This is a genomic window from Mycolicibacterium alvei, from assembly GCF_010727325.1.
In the GTDB taxonomy this organism is placed as follows: domain Bacteria; phylum Actinomycetota; class Actinomycetes; order Mycobacteriales; family Mycobacteriaceae; genus Mycobacterium; species Mycobacterium alvei.
Map to the genome: position 1 here is coordinate 441,205 of NZ_AP022565.1, position 20,713 is coordinate 461,917.

General features: G+C 66.8%; 18 protein-coding genes. 12 read left to right on the forward strand and 6 right to left on the reverse strand.

Translation table 11 applies throughout. The features are described 5' to 3' along the window. The first annotated feature begins 4 nt into the window (after window positions 1–4). The 6 genes from G6N44_RS02050 to G6N44_RS02075 are packed head-to-tail and all read left to right on the forward strand — an operon-like array spanning window position 5 to window position 5,626. A complete protein-coding gene (locus G6N44_RS02050; protein WP_163660691.1) occupies window positions 5–388 on the forward strand; it encodes a PPOX class F420-dependent oxidoreductase in 384 nt (127 codons plus the stop codon). Window positions 389–393: 5 nt separating this feature from the next. Next, entirely contained in the window at window positions 394–822 is a 429-nt protein-coding gene (locus G6N44_RS02055) for a PPOX class F420-dependent oxidoreductase (RefSeq protein ID WP_163660693.1), read from the forward strand. A gap of 6 nt (window positions 823–828) precedes the next feature. Beyond that, window positions 829–1,332, forward strand: coding sequence for an FxsA family protein (locus tag G6N44_RS02060; RefSeq protein ID WP_163660695.1), 504 nt, complete (start codon window positions 829–831; stop codon window positions 1,330–1,332). 17 nt (window positions 1,333–1,349) lie between these two features. Further along, window positions 1,350–2,945, forward strand: a complete 1,596-nt coding sequence (locus tag G6N44_RS02065; protein WP_163660697.1) for an amidohydrolase — start codon at window positions 1,350–1,352, stop codon at window positions 2,943–2,945. Continuing rightward, window positions 2,935–4,833 carry an apolipoprotein N-acyltransferase gene (gene lnt, locus G6N44_RS02070; protein ID WP_163660699.1) on the forward strand — a complete coding sequence of 633 codons (1,899 nt, stop codon included), beginning with the start codon at window positions 2,935–2,937 and terminating at the stop codon, window positions 4,831–4,833. Before G6N44_RS02065 ends, lnt begins: the two co-directional genes overlap by 11 nt. Next, window positions 4,817–5,626, forward strand: coding sequence for a polyprenol monophosphomannose synthase (locus tag G6N44_RS02075; protein ID WP_163660701.1), 810 nt, complete (start codon window positions 4,817–4,819; stop codon window positions 5,624–5,626). Before lnt ends, G6N44_RS02075 begins: the two co-directional genes overlap by 17 nt. A gap of 60 nt (window positions 5,627–5,686) precedes the next feature. On the opposite strand, the gene rbpA is transcribed toward G6N44_RS02075, so the two are convergent. Further along, entirely contained in the window at window positions 5,687–6,025 is a 339-nt protein-coding gene (gene rbpA / locus G6N44_RS02080) for an RNA polymerase-binding protein RbpA (protein ID WP_163660703.1), read from the reverse strand. Between the two features lie 124 nt (window positions 6,026–6,149). Between rbpA and G6N44_RS02085 the strand changes: the two genes are divergently transcribed. Then, on the forward strand, window positions 6,150–6,488 hold the full coding sequence (locus G6N44_RS02085; RefSeq protein WP_163660705.1) for a hypothetical protein: 339 nt from the start codon (window positions 6,150–6,152) through the stop codon (window positions 6,486–6,488). Here the strand turns inward: G6N44_RS02085 and G6N44_RS02090 are convergent. Further along, window positions 6,485–7,201 (reverse strand): hypothetical protein, encoded by a 717-nt coding sequence (locus tag G6N44_RS02090; RefSeq protein ID WP_163660707.1) that lies wholly within the window; start codon window positions 7,199–7,201, stop codon window positions 6,485–6,487. The two genes, G6N44_RS02085 and G6N44_RS02090, sit on opposite strands and share 4 nt — an antisense overlap. A gap of 76 nt (window positions 7,202–7,277) precedes the next feature. Between G6N44_RS02090 and G6N44_RS02095 the strand changes: the two genes are divergently transcribed. From G6N44_RS02095 to G6N44_RS02105, 3 genes are all read left to right on the forward strand, one after another. Further along, window positions 7,278–8,789 (forward strand): carboxylesterase/lipase family protein, encoded by a 1,512-nt coding sequence (locus G6N44_RS02095; protein WP_163660709.1) that lies wholly within the window; start codon window positions 7,278–7,280, stop codon window positions 8,787–8,789. 65 nt (window positions 8,790–8,854) lie between these two features. Then, the gene (locus G6N44_RS02100) at window positions 8,855–10,792 is read left to right on the forward strand and encodes a primary-amine oxidase (RefSeq protein ID WP_163660711.1); all 1,938 of its coding nucleotides are present in this window, start codon (window positions 8,855–8,857) and stop codon (window positions 10,790–10,792) included. A gap of 52 nt (window positions 10,793–10,844) precedes the next feature. Then, window positions 10,845–12,839 (forward strand): DUF7064 domain-containing protein, encoded by a 1,995-nt coding sequence (locus tag G6N44_RS02105; RefSeq protein WP_163660713.1) that lies wholly within the window; start codon window positions 10,845–10,847, stop codon window positions 12,837–12,839. A gap of 33 nt (window positions 12,840–12,872) precedes the next feature. Here the strand turns inward: G6N44_RS02105 and G6N44_RS02110 are convergent, their stop codons facing one another. From G6N44_RS02110 to G6N44_RS02120, 3 genes are all read right to left on the reverse strand, one after another. Next, window positions 12,873–13,100 carry a DUF167 domain-containing protein gene (locus G6N44_RS02110; protein WP_163660716.1) on the reverse strand — a complete coding sequence of 76 codons (228 nt, stop codon included), beginning with the start codon at window positions 13,098–13,100 and terminating at the stop codon, window positions 12,873–12,875. Window positions 13,101–13,172: 72 nt separating this feature from the next. Next, on the reverse strand, window positions 13,173–14,375 hold the full coding sequence (locus G6N44_RS02115) for a lipid-transfer protein (RefSeq protein ID WP_163660717.1): 1,203 nt from the start codon (window positions 14,373–14,375) through the stop codon (window positions 13,173–13,175). Next, complete coding sequence (locus tag G6N44_RS02120) at window positions 14,375–14,812, reverse strand: Zn-ribbon domain-containing OB-fold protein (protein ID WP_163660719.1); 438 nt, start codon at window positions 14,810–14,812, stop codon at window positions 14,375–14,377. The genes G6N44_RS02115 and G6N44_RS02120 overlap by 1 nt, the downstream gene beginning before the upstream one ends. Before the next feature lie 212 nt (window positions 14,813–15,024). On the opposite strand from G6N44_RS02120, the gene polA reads away from it, so the two are divergent. Continuing rightward, window positions 15,025–17,763, forward strand: coding sequence for a DNA polymerase I (gene polA, locus G6N44_RS02125; protein WP_163660721.1), 2,739 nt, complete (start codon window positions 15,025–15,027; stop codon window positions 17,761–17,763). A gap of 42 nt (window positions 17,764–17,805) precedes the next feature. Here the strand turns inward: polA and G6N44_RS02130 are convergent, their stop codons facing one another. Then, a complete protein-coding gene (locus G6N44_RS02130) occupies window positions 17,806–19,029 on the reverse strand; it encodes a PrsW family intramembrane metalloprotease (protein WP_179964463.1) in 1,224 nt (407 codons plus the stop codon). 206 nt (window positions 19,030–19,235) lie between these two features. Here G6N44_RS02130 and rpsA point away from each other — a divergent pair, with 206 nt between their 5' ends. Next, window positions 19,236–20,681 (forward strand): 30S ribosomal protein S1, encoded by a 1,446-nt coding sequence (rpsA, locus tag G6N44_RS02135; RefSeq protein WP_163660723.1) that lies wholly within the window; start codon window positions 19,236–19,238, stop codon window positions 20,679–20,681. Window positions 20,682–20,713 lie beyond the last annotated feature (32 nt).

Sequence of the window (20,713 nt, forward strand, 5' to 3'; positions counted from 1 at the left end):
CACCATGGCTCCCACCTTCGCCGATGTCGCCAAGGCCAACTACGTCCTGCTGACCACGTTCACCAAGGACGGCCGGCCCAAGCCGACTGCGATCTGGGCCGCGCCCGCAGCGGAGGGGCTGGTCGTCATCACCCAGGAGACATCCTGGAAGGTCAGACGCATCCGCAACACCCCGCAGGTCACCGTCGCGGTGTGCGACGGGCGTGGCAACCCCAAGAGCGAGGCAGTCGAAGCCGTCGCCGAGATCCTGCCCAAATCCGCCAACGGAACCACCTACGACGCGATCGGCAAGCGCTACGGCCTGATGGGTAAGGCGTTCAACGTCTTCTCCAAGCTTCGCGGCGGGATGCAGAAGAATGTTTCGATCCTGCTCAAACCGGTGAACTGAGCAGCATGACACCGATCTTCGACGACGTTTACCGCGAGAAGTACCTGCTGCTGACCACCTTCACCAAGGACGGCAAACCCAAGCCGACCGCGGTGTGGGGCGTTCCCGACGGCGACAAGCTGGTGATCATCACCGACGACGGATCGTGGAAGACCAAGCGCATCAACAACACTCCACGCGTCACCATCCAGAAGTGCGGTGTGCTGGGCTCACCCAGGGGCGAGCCCGTGGAGGCGGTGGCCCGCAATCTGCCGAAGTCGGACACCCGGCGGGTGTTCGATGCAATCGTCAAGCGGTACTGGAACCATGCCTGGTACTTCGTGCCGCGGGCGCTGTTGCTCGGCGGCGTCGACAAGGTGCACAGCGCCATCGAGGTACGCGCCGTCGACAGTCCTGACCCCGATCAGGAACCGAACCGCCCGCCCAACCGTTGATGGTGCATGGCTAAGCGGCTGTTTCTGATCTACCTCCTCGTAGAGATGGCGGTGATGGTGGCCCTGGTGGCCACCATCGGGTTCGGCTACACCGTGCTGCTGCTGTCGGCCACGTTCGTCCTCGGGTTGGTGCTGGCGGGCTCGCAGCTCAACCGGCACATCCGCCGGTTGCGCACCGGATTGTCCGGTGGCCTGTCCGATCCTCAGGGGGCAGTGTCCGACAGTGTGCTGGTGGCGCTGGGCACCGTGTTGGTGGTGATTCCGGGATTGGCCAGCTCGGCAGTCGGCGCACTGTTGCTGCTGCCGCCCACGCGGGCGGCCGCACGACCGGTGCTCACCGGCCTGGTCTCCCGGCGCGTGCCGCTCATCGTCGCCGCGCCCGCCGGTTTCGGCGCAGCGACCGGTGCCGCCGGTTATCGACAAGGGACAGGCGACTACATTGACGGCGAAGTAATCGACGTCACCGATACCGCTGACGTCGATCCCTACCGCCTGCCTCCCAAGGCCTGACCGCCACCCGAAACAGCTTGACCACACTCCTGATCAACGGGCGAATCCACAGCCCCAGCTATCCCGACGCGACCGCATTCGCCGTGCGCGACGGCGTTGTGGCGTGGCTGGGTAGCGATGACGTCGGCCGGTCACAGTTCCCCGACGCCGAGATCGTCGACCTCGACGGCGGATTCGTCGCGCCGGCGTTCGTCGACAGCCATGTGCATCTGACCGCCACCGGGCTGAATCTGGACGGCCTGGACCTTCGTGGGGCCACTTCGCTGTCGCACTGTCTGCGGCTGGTGGACGAATACGCCCGTCGGCATCCGGACGGGCTGGTGTGGGGGCACGGCTGGGACGAGTCGGGTTGGCCCGACCAAACCCCACTGCGCACGGCCGACTTGGACGGCGTACTGGGGGACCGGACGGCCTATCTGGCTCGGGTCGATGTGCATTCGGCCGCCGCCACCACCGCGCTACGCCGGTTGGCGCCCGCGCTGACCGAGGCCGCCGGGTTCGATCCGCAGCGCCCTCTGAGCGCCGAGGCGCATCACCTGGTGCGTGCGGCCGCGCGGGAGCAGCTGACCCCCCGACAACGGCACGCCGCCCGCGTCGCCGCCCTCGATCACGCGGCCGCGATGGGGATCGCCGCCGTCCACGAGTGCGCGGGGCCACAGATCGGCGGCCTGCTGGACTGGCAGGAGTTGCGGGCTCTGGAGCACGGTGTCGAGGTCGTCGGTTACTGGGGTGAACCGGCGCAGGACGCCGAGCATGCCCGCCACCTGATCGCCGAGACCGGAGCGCGTGGCCTGGCTGGAGATCTGTTCGTCGACGGTGCGCTCGGCTCACGCACCGCTTGGCTGCACGAGCCCTACCGTGACGCCCCGGACACCTGCGGCAACAGCTACCTCGATGTCGGCGCCATCACCACGCATGTGCAGGCGTGTACGGAGGCCGGCATCCCGGCTGGATTCCACGTGATCGGCGATGCCGCCGTGGCTGCGGTCGTCGAGGGATTCGAGGCTGTGGTGAAGCGGGTCGGCGGCCCGGCCGTGGCCCGCTGCGGTCACCGCCTGGAGCATCTGGAGATGGTCAACGCCGAGCAGGCAGCCCGACTGGGGGCCTGGGGTGTGATGGCCAGCATGCAACCCAACTTCGATGCCCTCTGGGGCGGCGAGGACGGCATGTATGCCCAGCGTCTCGGGCTTGACCGAGTTCACCAGCTCAACCCGTTCGCGCTGTTAGCATCCGAAGGCGTGCCCCTCGCCTTCGGCTCAGACACCCCGGTTACCAGCATGAATCCCTGGCAAACCGTGCGTGCCGCGGTGTCACACCGCAGCGCGGGCAGCGCCATTTCAGCTCGGGCCGCGTTCGCTGCGGCCACCCGCGGGGGCTGGCGGGCCTGCGGGGTCCACGACGGCGTCACCGGGACGCTGACTCCCGGCGCCCCGGCCAGTTACGCGGTGTGGGAGGCCGACGACCTGGAGGTCAGCGCGCCGGCCAACGCCGTCCAGCGGTGGTCCACCGATCCGCGATCGCGCGTGCCCGCGCTGCCGCGGTTGGCGGCCGACGCCGACCTGCCGCACTGCCGGCAGACCGTTCACCGGGGTGTCGTCATCCATGGGCACTGACCGCCCCCGGAGCAGATCCGAACGACCGGGACCCAACGAGATCACCGATGTCATCCCGGCCGTCGAAGAAGACGAACTCGCCGAACTGGACGACCTCGACGACGGATCTTTCGACGAGCTGGATGAGAACGTCACCGGCGATCCGGTGGCCGACACCGATCCCGATGACGAAACCGAGGAGCGTGGGTACCGCCTGACGGCAGCGGGCACGCCGGACCGCTGGTCGGTGGTGACCGCCTGGGCGTCGAGGTTAGGCCGGGCCGCCGCGGTGCGGTGGGCGCAGTTGAGCGCATCGGTCGCCGGTGGGCTCGCGTTGTGCCTGAGCTATCCGCCGACCGGTTGGTGGTGGGCGGCGTTCGTCGGGTTGGCGTTGATCGGCTGGGTGCTGACGTTGCGTTCCACCACCCGCGCCGGCGGCTTCGGCTACGGATTCCTGTTCGGCCTGGCGTTCTATATCCCGCTGCTGCCGTGGATCAGCGGGCTGGTCGGGGCGGTGCCGTGGCTGGCCCTGGCCGCCATGGAGGCGCTGTTCTGCGGGCTGTTCGGCCTGGCGGCGGTCATCGTCGGGCGACTGCCCTGGTGGCCGCTGTGGTTCGCCGCACTGTGGGGCACCCAGGAGTGGCTGAAATCCACCGTGCCCTTCGGCGGATTCCCTTGGGGTGTGCTCGGATTCGGTCAGACCAACGGACCGTTGCTGGCCCTGGCGCGCTGGGGTGGCGCGCCGCTGCTGTCGTTCGCGGTGGCGCTCGTCGGCTTCAGCGCGACGCTGCTGTTCCTGGAGATCGTGCAGTGGTGGCGTCACGGCCACAAGCCGGGCTTCCCGGCGCCCGCGGTCATGCTGCCGGGCCTGAGTATCACGGTGGTGCTGCTGGCCACCGCGGTGCTGTGGCCGGAGGTCCGTCATTCCGGCACCGGCGCGGGTGACGAGCAGAGCGTCACCGTGGCCGCCGTGCAGGGCAACGTGCCCCGGCTCGGCCTGGAGTTCAACGCCCAGCGCCGCGCGGTGCTCGACAACCACGTGAAGGAGACGCAGCGACTCGCCGACGACGTCCGCGCGGGCCGGGCGCCGAAACCGATGTTCGTGGTCTGGCCCGAGAACGCCTCCGACATCGATCCCATGGCCAATGCCGACGCCGCGGCACAGATCACCGCAGCGGCCGATGCCATCGGTGCGCCGATCCTCGTGGGAACCATCACCAAGGCCGACGGCTACACCGCGGACAACCCGGTGGCCACCAACACCGTGATCGTCTGGGATCCCGAACACGGGCCCGGTGAGCGTCACGACAAGAAGATCGTGCAGCCTTTCGGCGAGTACCTACCGTGGCGCAGTTTCTTCCGGCATCTGTCGTCGTATGCGGACCGGGCCGGCTATTTCGTCCCCGGTGAGGGCAACGGCGTCGTGCATGCCGCCGGGGTACCGATCGGGGTGGCCACCTGCTGGGAGATCATCTTCGACCGGGCCGCGCGGGAATCGGTTCTCAGCGGCGCCCAGGTGCTGACGGTGCCCACCAACAATGCGACGTTCGACGAGAACATGAGTGCGCAGCAGCTGGCGTTCGGCAGACTGCGGGCCGTCGAGCATGATCGTTACGTCGTGGTTGCCGGGACCACCGGCATCAGCGCCGTGATCGCGCCGGACGGACGTGTACTGGCTCGCACCGAGTTCTTCCAGCCCGCCTATCTGGACAGCCAGATCAGGCTGAAATCAGGGCTGACACCCGCGACCGAGTGGGGTCCGGCATTGCAGGTGGCGCTGGTCACGCTTGGAATTGGGGCGTTGCTTGCCGCAATGCTGCACAATGGAGGGTTCGTGCAAAGAATGGTGAGGCGTCGCAACGGCGAAGGCCCCGCGACGATGAAGGAGTCACATGACAGTCCCTGGTGAAGGAGCGAAGCGGCCGGCGGAATCCAGCCCTCGCCGGGACGGTGAACGCCCGAGTCAGCGCACTCTGGTGATCATTCCCACCTACAACGAGCGGGAGAATCTGCCGCTGATCGTCGGGCGTGTGCACCAGGCCAGCCCCGAGGTACACATCCTCATCGTCGACGACGGCAGCCCCGACGGCACCGGCCAGCTGGCCGATGAGCTGGCGCTGGCCGACCCGGATCGCGTCCACGTGATGCACCGGACCAGCAAAGCGGGCCTCGGCGCGGCATACCTGGCCGGTTTTGCCTGGGGGCTTGGGCGCGGGTATTCGGTCCTGGTCGAGATGGACGCCGACGGTAGTCACGCACCGGAGGAATTGAGCCGGCTGCTGGACGCCGTCGACGCCGGGGCTGATCTGGCCATCGGTTCGCGGTATGTCGCCGGCGGTACCGTGCGCAACTGGCCGGTCCGCCGGTTGGTGCTGTCCAAGACGGCCAATACCTATTCCCGGTTGCTGCTGGGCGTCGGCATCCACGACATCACCGCCGGGTACCGCGCGTACCGGCGCGAGGTACTGGAGAAGATCGACCTGTCGGCGGTGGACTCCAAGGGCTACTGCTTCCAGATCGACCTGACCTGGCGTGCGATCAACAACGGGTTCACGGTCGTCGAGGTGCCCATCACGTTCACCGAACGTGAACTCGGGGTCTCCAAGATGAGCGGTTCCAACATCCGCGAGGCGATGTTCAAGGTCGCGGAGTGGGGTATCCGCGGGCGCCTGGACCGCGCGAGGGGCGTGGTGCGCGGCTAGCCGGAGACGCAAAAACCGCGATATGCCCTTGACGGGCATATCGCGGTTTTTTTATGCGATTCAGCTGCCGCGACGCTTGGTCTTGATCAGGTCGAGGCGCTCTTTGAGCAGCTCTTCGAGTTCTTCGACCGAGCGACGCTCCAGCAGCATGTCCCAGTGGGTACGCGGCGGCTTGACCTTCTTGGGCTCCGGCACGTCACCGTCGATCAGGGTGCCCTCGAGGCCGTTCTTGCAGGGCCAGGTGCCGGGAATCTCGGCGTCGTCGGCGAACGGAACGTCGAACTCTTCGCCGTTGTCGGTCCGGTAGCGCGCGACCTGACGCGGCGCCAGGTCATGGTTGCGGTCGGTCTCGTAGCTCACGGCTCCGAGGCGACTGCCTCTCAGGACGCGATCAGCCATCGTCAACACTCCTTGTTCGGCGTTTTTGTCCGGAAGAATCAACGCAGCATGGCGTTGCCAAGTTCCCGACTCGACTGTCAATGATACGCGGGTCACGGGGCAGGGCGGTCTACAGTCGTGACCCATGGCGCCCCACCACAGAAAGAACCGCCCGCAACCGTGCCGGTGGTGTGGGCGTGACGTCGCCGATGCGCAGATGGGCCGCCGTCGCCAGTACTGCAGGCAATCCTGCCGGCAGCGGGCCTACGAACAACGCGCCATGGTGAAGGGCACCTCCCTGGCGCCGGATTCGGTGGTGCTCACCGCCGACGAGGCCGCCCAACTGTCCGACCGGGTGTATCAGGTCAGGTGTGCGGCCGAGGATGTCGCGATCGCGGTCGACGAGGGTGCCGGGGTCGACGAATTGCGACAGCTGTGTGGCGCGCTGTTACAGGCAGCGAAGGCCGCCGACGGTTGGCGTTAGTCGGGTGGGCAGCTGAGCTGACGTCCGATGCCCACCGGCGGGGGGACCGGCTTGAGGCAGCCCAGTGGTTCGACTCCCGACGAGTTCAGCAGCACCGCGGACTGGTGTGCGTAGTTGACGCACACCAACGTCGTGTCGTCGGCCCGGCACCGGTAGTCACCGAAGGCCAGTGACGTGCCGGTGGCCAGTTCGGCGCCGTCGCCGTAGTTGAACCGGCCCGGATCTCCGTGCAGCGAACCGATATCCACGGTCTCTCCGGCGAAATCCACCCACCCCGGAATCCACTGACCTTCGACGTCCGACGGTTTCGACGGCAGACCGTCGGCCTTGATCAGGCATGCCAGTCGGCCGTCGACGTTCTTGTCGGTGGCGCAGCGCGCGGTGCCTGAAGGTGCGACGAACGCGACATCGTCGCCGAGATCGGTGGACTGGCCCGCGCGCGTTGCGGTGTGGAAACCCGACGGATCGGCAGGGGTGCCTGCCTCGACCCACTTGATCACCCGGCTCATGGGGGCCCCGGGAGCCGGTGCGGTGGTGGGCAGCGGCGAGGTCGTCGTCGGGGTGGACGTGGTGCTCCTGGTGTGTGGGGCACCGGCCGGCATCGACATTCGGGAATGCGCGGTCGGCTGCGTCTCGTGCCCCCCTCCCGATGAGCAGGCGGCCACGCTCACCGCCAAAAGCGCAGCAGCCCCAACAGTCACAGCGATTCGCATACCCGCAAGGCTAGCGGTCGCGTGCCACGCCTACCGCGTGTCCGCCCCCAGTGCGGTTGTTCGATACGGTCGTCCTATGCACGAACGGACTGTCCGGGCAAAGATCAGCACTGGCCTCGTCGAGGGGTTCACGCGCGACGGCGTACACCGTTGGCGTTCCATCCCTTACGCCAAACCGCCGGTCGGGCCGTTGCGTCTGCGGGCACCCGAGCCCGCCGAGCCGTGGCCGGGCGTGCGCTACTGCCACGGGTTCGGTTACTGCGCGCCCCAGCAACGTCGTTACACGCTCATCGGCGTGGGTAAGCACCAGCCGATGAGCGAGGACTGTCTGACTCTCAACGTGGTGGCGCCGGAAGAACCGAACTCCGACGGCCCACTGCCGGTGATGTTCTTCGTGCACGGCGGTGGCTACATCATGGGCAGCTCGGCCACACCGGTCTATGACGGTGCCGCGCTGGCTCGCCGCGGGTGTGTGTTCATCTCGGTCAACTACCGGCTCGGCATGCTCGGGTGCGTCGAACTCTCGTCGCTGTCGACGCCGGAACATCCGATCGACGACAACCTGTTCCTGCGGGATCTCGTGTTGGCTTTGCGCTGGGTACGCGACAACGCCGCGGTGTTCGGTGGGGACCCCGACAACGTGACGATCTTCGGGGAGAGTGCCGGTGCGCACGCGGTCGCGACCCTGCTCGCGGTCCCCGAGGCCGAAGGGCTGTTCGCCCGGGTGATCTCCGAGAGCCCGGCCAGCGGGATGGTCAGCTCCGCCGATGCGGCCGCCGGGATCGCGGATCAGCTCGCCGAATTGGTCAGTCCCGGTGGGGGATCGGCAGCCGCTGCGCTGATGGCCGCCCGCCCCGCCGACCTGGGGCGGGCGCTGGAAGGGCTGATCATGCGCGGTCAGACGGACATGCCGGGCGCCTTTCCGGTCGGCCCGACGTTCGGTACCGAGTACCTGCCCACCGATCCGGTGACGGCGATGGCTGAAGGCAGCGCACACCGGCTTCCGTTGATCGTCGGCAACAATGCCGACGAGGGGCGCCTGTTCACCCGCTTCCTGCCGCTGCTGCCGACCAATGAGCCGATGATCGAAAAACTGTTCGCCCGTAGCGATCCCGAGGACCGCCGGCGGATCGTTGCGGCCTACCCGGACTATCCGAGCAGTGCGGCCTGTGTCCGCCTCGGTGGCGACTTCGCGTTCGCCTCGGCCACCTGGCAGATCGCCGAGGCCCACAGCCGGCACGCGCCCACCTATGTGTACCGCTACGACTATGCGCCCCGGACCCTGCACTGGGCGGGGCTGGGGGCGACACACGCCATGGAGTTGCTGGCGGTGTTCGACTCGTACCACACGACGTACGGCGCGCTGCTGACCGCGGTGGGCGACCGGGAGTCGGCCCGGAAGGTCAGCCGCGAGGTGCAGCGGCGGTGGCGTGATTTCAGCCGGACCGGTGACCCGGGGCCCGGCTGGCCTGCCTATGACACAGATAAGCGGGCGGTGTTCGTATTCGACCGCCGGCCACGCGTCGAATACGACCCCCGGGCGGTGCGGCGGCGGGCCTGGGAAGGGTTCACCCTCGCCGAGCGCTGAGATCGGCATTTTTACTCTGGGCGATTTGCTGCAGGGAGTCCCCCGGATGTGGTTGCGTATTTGGTGTGGACTACCCCCTGGATCCGCTGTCCGCCGACGAGTTTCGCGCGGTGGCAGCGATACTGCGCCGTGAGCACGGGGTCGGGGAGGGCTGGCGGATTGCCTCGGTAGAACTCCTCGAGCCGTCCAAGGCCGAACTGGCCGCCTTCGACCGGGGTGCTGCGCCGCCGGCCCGCCGGGCCGCCGTCATCTGCCTGGACCGATCGGCCAACGCCACCTACAAGGGCGTGGTGTCGTTGACCGGCGACCGGGTCGAGAACTTCGATCATGTACCGGGCGTCCAGGCCAATTTCACCGTCGACGAGTTCGTCGAATGCGATGAGGTGCTGCGCCGGCATCCCGACGTGATCGCCGCACTGGCCAGACGCGGCATCACCGACCTGGACAACGTGTTCATGGACACCTGGACCTACGGTGACGCGGTTGCGCCGCCCGAATATCGCGACCGGCGGATCGGCTGGTCGGACACCTGGTACAAGCAGGCCGCCGGTGCCAATCCGTACGCCCACCCGGTCAGCGGTCTGCATTGCGTGATCGACATCAACACCATGGCGGTGCTGCGTGTCGAAGACGACGGCAGTTCCGAAAAGCCGGACGTGATGGGCGAATACGTACCGCACCACATCCCGGAGTGGATCCGGTCGGCGTCGCGGCGGGAGCCGCTGAAACCGCTGGGCATCATCCAGCCCGACGGTCCGTCGTTCACCTTGGACGGCAATCTGCTGCGGTGGCAGAATTGGTCGCTGCGGGTCGGGTTCAACCACCGCGAGGGCATGACGCTGCACACCGTCCGGTACCGCGACGGTGAGGTGAATCGCTCTGTGGCCCACCGGATGTCGTTTGCCGAGATGGTGGTGCCCTATCGGGATTCCTCGGTCGATCACTACCGGCGGACCGCGTTCGACATCGGCGAGTGGGGCCTGGGCTTCATGACCACCTCGCTGGAGTTGGGCTGCGACTGCCTCGGTGAGATCCGTTATCTGGACGCGGTGCTGCACAACAGCGCCGGCGAGCCGTACACCATCACCAACGCGATCTGCATCCACGAGGAAGACAACGCCGTGCTGTGGAAGCACGTCGACCACGACGCCGGGGCCGAGGTGCGCCGGATGCGCAGGCTCACATTGTCATTCCACGTAACCGTCGCCAATTACGAATATCTGGTGTACTGGCGGCTCTACCAGGACGGCAACATCGAGTGCGAGGTCCGCGCCACCGGGATCATGGTCACCACACCGTTCCCGGCCGGGTCGACGCCGAAGAACGGCACGCTCGTCGACGAGCGCACCTACGCACCGTTTCATCAGCACTTCCTGATCGCCCGCTTGGACCTGGACGTCGACGGCACCGACAACACGGTGTACATGACCGAGTCGTACGCGGAACCGATCAGTCCGGACAATCCGTACGGCCTGTCGCTGGTGGTGCGCAATCAGGCGCTGCGCACCGAACAGGAGGGCAAGCAGGACGTCAACTTCGCCACCCAGCGGGCCTGGAAGGTGGTCAACACCAACGTCGTCAACGGACTGGGGACGCACCCGTCCTACAAGCTGGTGCCCACCGGAGCGATCCCGGCGATGTTCGACCCGTCCTCGCCGGCGGTGCAACGCGCCAACGTCATCACCCACACGCTGTGGGTGACTCCGAATCAGCCCGACGAACGCTGGCCGGCGGGGGAGTTCGTCAACCAGTCGGTGGCCGATACCGGGTTGGGCGAGTGGACGAAGGCCGACCGGTCGATCGACAACACCGATGTGGTGCTCTGGTACGTGTTCGGTATCCACCACATCACCCGCCCGGAGGATTGGCCGGTGATGCCGGTGGACGTGGTGTCGTTCTGGCTCAAGCCTTTCGGGTACTTCGACCGCAACCCGGCGCTGGACGTGACGGCTTCCCCGCCGGACTCCTGCGCGCACGGTCATGCCAGAGCAGCGCACCATTAGCGATTAGTTGACACCTGTCATATGTGATGCGGAACACTGCTAGGTTGCCTGTGTGCAACCGACTCAGACCGCTGTCCTGGACCGCCCCGAAGACCTGACCTGCGACTGGCTGGCCGCTGCCCTCGGCGCCGGTCCGGTCAGCGGATTCAGTTTCGAGCGGATCGGCACCGGGCAGATGAGCGAGTGCTACCGGGTCGTCGTGGAGTACGCGGCGGGCACGACGGGGCCGGCGTCGGTGGTGCTGAAGGTGGCTGCCACCGATCCCAGCAGCCGCCAGACCGGGTTGGCTCTCGGACTCTACGAGCGTGAGGTGCGGTTCTACACCGACATCGCGCCCGCTCTCGTCCCCGGGCCGGTGGCGCCGTGCTACCACGCCGCGATCGACGTGCAGACCGGTGCCTTCGACCTGTTGCTCGGCGATGCCGTGCCCGCCGTGGTGGGGGACGAGATCCGCGGCGCGACAGCCGAACAGGCCGCCGTCGCGCTCACCGAACTGGGCCGCATGCACGCGTCGAAGCCCGGAGCCGAGGCGCTCGACCGCGCCGAATGGCTCAACCGGGAGGCGCCGGTCAACCAGGCGCTGATCGCGGGCCTGTACGCGGCGTTCGTCGACCGATACGCGGGCCTGATCACGCCGGAACAGCGCCACGTGTGTGACCGGCTCGTCGAGAGCTTCGACGCCTACCTGGCCGACGAGGGCGCGCCCGCGCGGCCCCAGGGGCTGGTGCACGGTGACTACCGGCTCGACAACATGCTGTTCGGCGACTCCGGTGCCGAGCGGGCTCTGACGGTGGTCGACTGGCAGACCGTCACGAAGGGGCCGGCGTTCACCGACGTCGCCTACTTCATCGGCTGCGCCCTACCCGTCGAGCAGCGCCGCACGCACTACGACGAGCTGTTGACGGCGTATCACCGGGCGCTCGGCACGGACTCGGCGCCCACGCTCGACCAGGTGCGCGACGGCGTGCGTCGGCAGAGCTTCTTCGGGGTGATGATGGCGATCATCTCCTCGATGCTGGTGGAACGTACCGAACGCGGTGATGCGATGTTCATGACGATGCTCGACCGGCACTGCAGTCACGTGCTGGATACCGGAGCGCTGGATATCCTTGCACCACCGGTGATTCCGGAGCCACTGGTACCCGCGGCCGAGGACGACTACCCGCACACCCCGACCGATGAAGAACTGTGGAACGAGAGCTGGTACTTCGACTTCACCGATGCCGCAGCAGGTTTCGGTGGCTGGGTCCGACTGGGCCTGATCCCCAACCAGGAAACCGCATGGGTCAACGTGCTGTTCTGCGGTCCGGGAATGCCGACCGTGGCGCTCAACGACTTTCATGCCGCACCCGCCGAACCCGCATCGATCACGGGTGAGGGCGTCGAACTGAGCCTGCAACCGCTCGAACCGCTGAAGGTCTACCGGGTGACCGCTTCGGGTACCGGCCAGGCCCATGACGATCCGGCGGCGTTGCTGCGCGGTGAGACGGGCACGCCGGTGGCGGTGACCATGGACCTGACCTGGACCACGGTCGGAACTCCATACCAGTACCGGATCACGCCCCGCTATGAGATTCCGTGCACGGTCTCGGGCACGGTGACCATCGGTGAGCAGACCTTCGACATCGCCGGTGTGGCAGGCCAGCGCGACCACTCGTGGGGTGTGCGGGACTGGTGGTCGATGAACTGGGTGTGGAGTGCCCTCCATCTCGACGACGGCACCCACCTGCACGGCGTCGACATCCGGATTCCCGGGATACCGCCTGTCGGTATCGGCTATTCGCAGCGTGCGGGTGAACCGCTTGTCGAGTTGCATTCGGTGACTGCGGATTACACGCTCGGTGCCGATGACCTGCCGGTGTCTACAACGCTGACGCTGCAACCCGGTGACATCGAGGCGACCATCGACATCGTCGGCCACGCGCCGGTGCTGTTGGTCGCTGCGGATGGCCGGGTGAGTCAGTTCCCGCGGGCCTGGGCGAAGGTGCGGACCGCCGACGGGCGCGCCGGTATCGGCTGGCTGGAATGGAACCGCAACCTGGGGTAGCGCCGGCACCACTTTTGCGCACGCTCGTCGCCGTCACATGATGCGAAAACGCTTGAGCCGCGCAGTCGCTCCGGAGATCAACTCCACGCGGCTGCGCGGCACACCCAGATGTTGGGCAAGCAATTTGGTGACGGCGTCATTGGCCTTGCCGTCGACGGCGCGTTCCTGAACGTAGATGGTGAGCGCACCGTCGTCGCCGACCTCGACCAGCGGGCCTTTACGGCTGCCGGGCTTGACGCGGACTGTGACGTTCTCGCTCATGTGCCGAACGTGAAGAAATGTGCGAATTTTCGAGAAAAACTCGACATCTTGTTCACGTTCGGCGCGACGCCACTACCGCGCGACGATCACCGACGAGCCGTGACCGAACAGGCCCTGGTTCGCCGTGACACCGACCTTCGCACCCTCGACCTGCCGACCGGTGGCCTGACCCTTGAGCTGCCAGGTGAGCTCGCACACCTGCGCGATGGCCTGGGCCGGGATGGCCTCACCGAAGCACGCCAGCCCGCCGGACGCGTTGACGGGCACCCGCCCGCCGATGGTCGTGGCGCCGGAACGCAGCAACTGCTCACCTTCACCCTTGGCACACAGGCCCAGGTGCTCGTACCAGTCCAGCTCGAGTGCGGTGGACAGGTCGTAGACCTCGGCCAGGCTGACGTCCTCGGGGCCGATGCCGGCCTCGGCGTAGGCCGCGTCGAGGATCTGATCCTTGAACACCCGCTCGGGTGCGGGCACGACGGCGGTGGAATCCGTTGCGATGTCCGGCAACTCGGGTAGGTGCTGCGGGTAGCGCGGGGTCACCGTCGAGATCGCACGCACCGACGGCACACCCTCCAGTGAGCCCAGGTGCTTCTCCGCGAACGACTTCGAAGCCACGATCAGTGCGGCGGCACCATCGGAGGTGGCACAGATGTCGAGCTGGCGTAGTGGGTCGGAGACGACCGGGCTGGCCAACACATCCTCGACCGAGGCTTCCTTGTGGTAGCGGGCATTCGGGTTCTGCAGGCCGTGGCGCGAGTTCTTCACCTTCACCTGGGCGAAGTCCTCGGCGGTGGCGCCGTAGAGGTCCATCCGGCGCCGGGCCAGCAGCGCGAAGTACACCGGGTTCATCGCGCCGAGCAGGTGGAAGCGCTGCCAGTCCGGATCGTTCTTGCGCTCGCCGCCGACGGGCGCAAAGGCCCCCTTGGGCGTGGTGTCGGCGCCGATCACCAGCGCGACGTCGCAGAACCCGGCCAGGATCTGGGCGCGGGCGCTCTGGAGTGCCTGCGAACCTGAGGCGCACGCCGCGTACGACGACGACACCGGCACGCCGTTCCAGCCCAGCTTCTGGGCGAACGTCGATCCGGCGATGAAGCCGGGGTAGCCGTTGCGGATGGTGTCGGCGCCCGCGATGAACTGGATCTGCTGCGCGTTCAGGCCGGCCTCGGTCAGCGCCGCGCGGGCGGCGACGACGCCGTACTCGGTGAAGTCGCGTCCCCACTTGCCCCACGGGTGCATGCCCGCGCCGAGGATGTACAGCGGTTCAGGTGCGCTCATCAGGCGATCCTCCAGGCGTGGGTGGTGCGCTCGACGCCCTCGTCGTCGGTGTAGAGCGTCATCGTGGTCAGCTCCATCTCCATGCCGACCTTGAGATCGGCGGCGAGGGTGCCGGTGACGACCTTGCCGAGCACGATCAGGCCTTCGTCGGCCAGTTCCACCGCGGCGATCGCGAACGGCTCGAACGGGTCGGTCTTGGGGTACGGCGACGGCGGGAGGTACCGGTTCTCCGTATAGCTCCACACCTTCCCGCGCCGCGACAGCGGTACCAGGGAGAGGGTGTCGCTGTCACAGGCCGGATTCGGGCAGTTGTTCTCGCGCGGCGGGAAGACATAGGTGGCGCACTGAGTGCACTTGCCGCCGATCAGATGCGTGGCACCGGCGTCGTCGGTGGCGAACCATCCGTCGATCGCGGGTTGCGAAGATGCTGCTGGCACGAGGCCAGCCTAAACGATCAAGACCGCGAAACTGAAACGTGTTGCAGTTTGGCCCGGGCGGCCGATCCGGGTGGCCGCTCCGGAGTATTGAACTGCACGGTCGACAGCTGTTCGCGTGGCGGGTGCAGGGGTTGGGGGGTCCGGCCGTCAGCGCGCGATCCAGTTGACTCGTCGCACTCTGCGCGTCGGTCACCCCGCATAGAGTGTGGGCCGTGAGCCCCGCGAAGACCGAGACGAAGAACGCGCCGAACCCCTCCGCCGACGAGAAACCGACACTGATGCTGCTGGACGGCAATTCGCTGGCTTTCCGGGCGTTTTACGCGTTGCCCGCCGAGAATTTCAAGACCCAGGGCGGGCTGACCACCAACGCGGTCTACGGCTTCACCTCGATGTTGATCAACCTGCTACGCGACGAGCAGCCCAGCCATGTGGGGGCGGCGTTCGACGTGTCGCGGCAGACGTTCCGTAAGGAGAAGTACCCCGAGTACAAGGAGGGCCGCTCCGCCACACCCGACGAGTTCCGCGGACAGATCGACATCACCAAGGAGGTGCTCGGCGCACTGGGCATCACGGCACTGGCCGAACCCGGTTTCGAGGCCGACGACATCATCGCCACGCTGGCCACCCAGGCCGAGCGTGACGGTTATCGGGTGCTGGTGGTCACCGGCGACCGTGACGCGCTGCAGTTGGTCACCGACAACGTCACCGTGCTGTACCCGCGCAAGGGGGTCAGTGAGCTGACCCGGTTCACCCCGGATGCGGTGGTGGAGAAGTACGGTCTGACCCCCACGCAGTATCCGGACTTCGCCGCCCTGCGCGGGGACCCGAGCGACAACCTGCCCGGCATCCCCGGGGTCGGGGAGAAGACCGCGACGAAGTGGATTGTCGAATACGGCTCCCTGCAAGCGCTCGTCGACAACGTCGAGAAGGTCAAGGGCAAGGTCGGTGACTCGCTGCGCGCCAACCTGTCCAGCGTGGTGCTCAACCGTGAGCTGACTGATCTCGTCCGTGACGTTCCGCTCCCGCAGACCCCGGACACGCTGCGTATGCAGGCGTGGAATCGTGACCAGATCCACCGATTGTTCGACGACCTGGAGTTCCGGGTGCTGCGTGACCGTCTGTTCGAGACGCTGGTTGCCGCCGAGCCCGAGGTCGAGCATGGATTCGACGTGCGTGGCCGGGCACTGGAACCCGGTGAGCTGGCAGCCTGGCTGGCCGAGCACAGCCTCGGCAACCGGTTCGGGCTTGCCGTTGTCGGTACGCACCTGGCCTACGATGCCGATGCCACCGCGCTGGCAATCGTGGCCGCCGACGGCGACGGGCGCTATATCGACACGGCGACATTGACACCCGAGGACGAGGACGCGTTGGCTCGCTGGCTGGGCGATCCGGGTCCGCCGAAGGCGCTGCACGAGGCCAAACTGGCGATGCACGACCTGGCCGGGCGGGGCTGGACACTGCGCGGGGTCACCTCCGATACCGCGCTGGCTGCCTACCTGGTGCGACCGGGCCAGCGAAGCTTCGCGCTCGACGACCTGGCGGTGCGCTACCTGCGTCGTGAACTGCGCGCTGAAACCCCTGAGCAGCAACAGCTTTCGCTACTGGACGACTCTGAAGGAGTTGACGAGCAGGCAGTGCAGACGCTGATCCTGCGGGCCTGCGCGGTGCTGGACCTGGCCGACGCGCTCGATGAGGAGCTGGCCCGTATCGACTCATCGTCGCTGCTTGGCCGGATGGAGCTGCCGGTGCAGCGGGCGCTCGCCGAGATGGAGTCGATCGGCATCGCGGTCGACATGGACCGGCTGCAGGAGTTGCAGAGCGAGTTCGCCGATCAGATCCGGGACGCCGCCGAGGCCGCATACGCGGTCATCGGCAAGCAGATCAACCTCGGCTCACCGAAACAGCTGCAGGTCGTGCTGTTCGACGAGTTGGAGATGCCGAAGACCAAGAAGACCAAGACCGGCTACACCACGGATGCGGACGCTCTACAGAGTCTTTTCGATAAGACCGGGCATCCGTTTCTGCAGCACCTGTTGGCGCATCGCGACGCCACCCGGCTCAAGGTCACTGTCGACGGTCTGCTCGGATCGACGGCCGGAGACGGCAGAATTCATACCACCTTCAACCAGACGATTGCGGCGACCGGCCGGCTGTCGTCGACCGAGCCGAACCTGCAGAACATCCCGATCCGCACCGAGGCGGGCCGGCGGATCCGTGACACGTTCGTCGTCGGACAGGGTCCCGACGGGCCATACGCCGAGCTGATGACCGCCGATTACAGCCAGATCGAGATGCGGATCATGGCGCACCTGTCCCGGGACGAGGGCCTGATCGAGGCGTTCAACACCGGTGAGGACCTGCACTCGTTCGTGGCGTCGCGGGCCTTCTCGGTACCGATCGACGAGGTGACCCCGGAGCTGCGCCGGCGGGTCAAGGCGATGTCGTACGGCCTGGCCTACGGACTGAGCGCCTACGGTTTGGCCAGCCAGCTCAAGATCTCCACCGAAGAGGCCAAGGTGCAGATGGAGCAGTACTTCGACCGGTTCGGTGGGGTGCGCGACTACCTGCGCGATGTCGTCGACCAGGCCCGCAAGGACGGGTTCACCTCGACTGTGCTGGGGCGTCGGCGTTATCTGCCCGAACTCGACAGCAGCAATCGCAATGTGCGCGAGGCCGCCGAGCGGGCCGCACTCAACGCGCCGATCCAGGGCAGCGCGGCCGACATCATCAAGGTCGCGATGATCAACGTCGACGAGGCGATCAAGCAGGCCGGGCTGAAGTCACGGATGCTCCTTCAGGTCCACGACGAGCTGTTGTTCGAGGTGGCCGAGGGGGAGCGGGAGACCCTGGAGGCCCTGGTCCGCGAGCACATGGGTAACGCGTATCCGTTGGACGTGCCGCTGGAGGTGTCGGTCGGATATGGCCGCAGCTGGGACGCCGCCGCGCATTAGCGGCGCATCGGCCGCCGCCGCGCATTAGCGGCGCATCGGCCCTCAGTACTGGATGGGCGCCCGGTAGTTGGCGAGCCAGTGCAGTATCGGTGCGGCCGACCGAGCGGCGGTCACGTAGTACACCTCTTCCTGCTGCAGTGCGTACACCTGCGCATCGCCGAAGCCGCGGTCGATGCGGTCACGGACGAAGGCCAGTTCGACGACGGCGGCGGCGAATGCAGCGACGGCCTTGCCCGCGGGGCGGCCGCCGGCCGCTGTCGCCTGTCGGATGGCGCCGTGGCGGGCTTTCAACGACCCGAGCCAGGTCGCCTCGTTGGGGGTGATGAGGCCGGCGGCGACCATTCCGGGCAACTTGGCGGCCACCACTCGCTGTTCGCGGCGACGGCTGGTCACGGCGACCACGATCATCCCGATGAAGATCGGCACCATCCAGACGATGTAGACGATGAAGTAGGTTCCGGCCCCGACCAGCGACGAGCCGTTCCACAACCCGTGCATCAGTACGGCACCGAGGTAGCCGGCCAGGATGCACAGCGCCTTGCCGATGCCGCTGCGCCGCTGCAGCGCGAAGTACACCCCGATTGCGGTCATCGTGGTGAACAGCGAGTGCGCGAACGGCGCCATGACCAGGCGCATCGCCGCAGTCAGCAGAGATCCCGCCAGCGAATCCGCGCTGGCGATGTACATGATGTCTTCCAGCCAGGCGAAACCGAGACCGACCAGGCCGGCGTAGACGAGGCAGTCGGTCAGCGAGTTGAGCTCATTGCGGCGCCTGCCGGTCATCATGATCAGCAGGAACAGGCCCTTGGCGGCCTCTTCGATGAACGGGGCCCGGATCGCCACCGCCGCGAAACTGTGTGTAGCGCCAGCCGGGTCGACACCGGGTGTTGCCAGCAATGCTTCGCTGAACAGGCTCAGTACCAGGGACAACACGATGGCAACGGCGGCGCCCCAACCGAAGGCGAGCAGCAACAATCGGGGCGGTTCCGGCTCCCAGCGGTCCAGCCACAGGTAGGCGAACACCGCCCAGGTCATCACGATGCTGGACAGCGTGAACCCGATGATGGCGCCGACGGGGTTGAGCGCGGTGAACAGCAGGACCAGTGCACCGATGACGACGCCGCAGGCGATGATCGCGGCCAGTGGGGCCCCGACCTTGCGGACCGGCCTGGGCATCGGTGCGGTGATCGGAAACCACGGCCGATGGACGGGGCCGGGGGTCGGGTTGTACGCCACGTGCAGAGCGTAGCGGTGGGTGGGCTGCATCCCCGGCACAACTTCTGACGGCGCTCCGCACGCCGGAACCATCCGCCGCCGGGGCGGTTTGTCCTGCGTGTGCCTGGTCGAGTACCCTCGTTAAGTATCTGTGCGTACCGCTGGACATCGTCTAGTCGCCGGCACTGATCTGCACGACCTCAATACATGCAACATAACTGTCCCTACGAGTGAACCTGTCCGGAGCAACCCACCACATGCCAAGTCCCTCCATCACCTCGCCGCAAGTAGCCATCAACGACATTGGCTCGGCTGAGGATTTTCTCGCCGCGATCGACAAGACCATCAAGTACTTCAACGATGGTGACATCGTCGAAGGCACCATCGTCAAGGTCGACCGTGACGAGGTTCTGCTCGATATCGGTTACAAGACCGAAGGTGTCATCCCTTCCCGCGAACTCTCCATCAAGCACGATGTCGACCCGAACGAGGTCGTTTCCGTGGGCGATGAGGTCGAGGCCCTCGTTCTCACCAAGGAGGACAAGGAAGGCCGCCTGATCCTGTCCAAGAAGCGCGCTCAGTACGAGCGTGCCTGGGGCACCATCGAGGAGCTCAAGGAGAAGGACGAGGCCGTCAAGGGCACCGTCATCGAGGTCGTCAAGGGCGGCCTGATCCTCGACATCGGTCTGCGTGGCTTCCTGCCCGCATCGCTGGTCGAGATGCGTCGTGTCCGCGATCTGCAGCCGTACATCGGCAAGGAGATCGAGGCCAAGATCATCGAGCTGGACAAGAACCGCAACAACGTGGTGCTGAGCCGCCGCGCCTGGCTGGAGCAGACCCAGTCCGAGGTGCGCAGCGAGTTCCTCAACCAGCTGCAGAAGGGCGCCATCCGCAAGGGTGTCGTCTCCTCGATCGTCAACTTCGGCGCCTTCGTCGATCTCGGCGGTGTCGACGGCCTGGTGCACGTCTCCGAGCTGTCCTGGAAGCACATCGATCACCCGTCCGAGGTGGTTCAGGTGGGCGACGAGGTCACCGTCGAGGTGCTCGACGTCGACATGGATCGCGAGCGGGTTTCGCTGTCGCTCAAGGCGACTCAGGAAGATCCGTGGCGCCACTTCGCCCGTACCCACGCGATCGGTCAGATCGTCCCGGGCAAGGTCACCAAGCTGGTGCCGTTCGGTGCATTCGTCCGCGTCGAGGAGGGCATCGAGGGTCTGGTGCACATCTCGGAGCTGTCCGAGCGCCACGTCGAGGTCCCGGACCAGGTGGTCACCGTCGGCGACGACGCGATGGTCAAGGTCATCGACATCGACCTGGAGCGTCGCCGGATCTCGCTGAGCCTCAAGCAGGCCAACGAGGACTACACCGAGGAGTTCGACCCCTCGAAGTACGGCATGGCCGACAGCTACGACGAGCAGGGCAACTACATCTTCCCCGAGGGCTTCGACGCCGAGACCAACGAATGGCTCGAAGGCTTCGACAAGCAGCGGGAAGAGTGGGAGGCGCGCTACGCCGAGGCCGAGCGCCGGCACAAGATGCACACCACCCAGATGGAGAAGTTCGCCGCAGCCGAGGCCGAGGAAGCTGCCCGTCCGACCTCGTCGTCGTCCAACGGCGCTGGTCGCGAAGAGTCCACTGGTGGCACGCTGGCCAGCGACGCACAGCTGGCGGCTCTGCGCGAGAAGCTCGCAGGCAACGCCTGATAAGTACGGCAACGAACGCCCCGGCCCTTTGG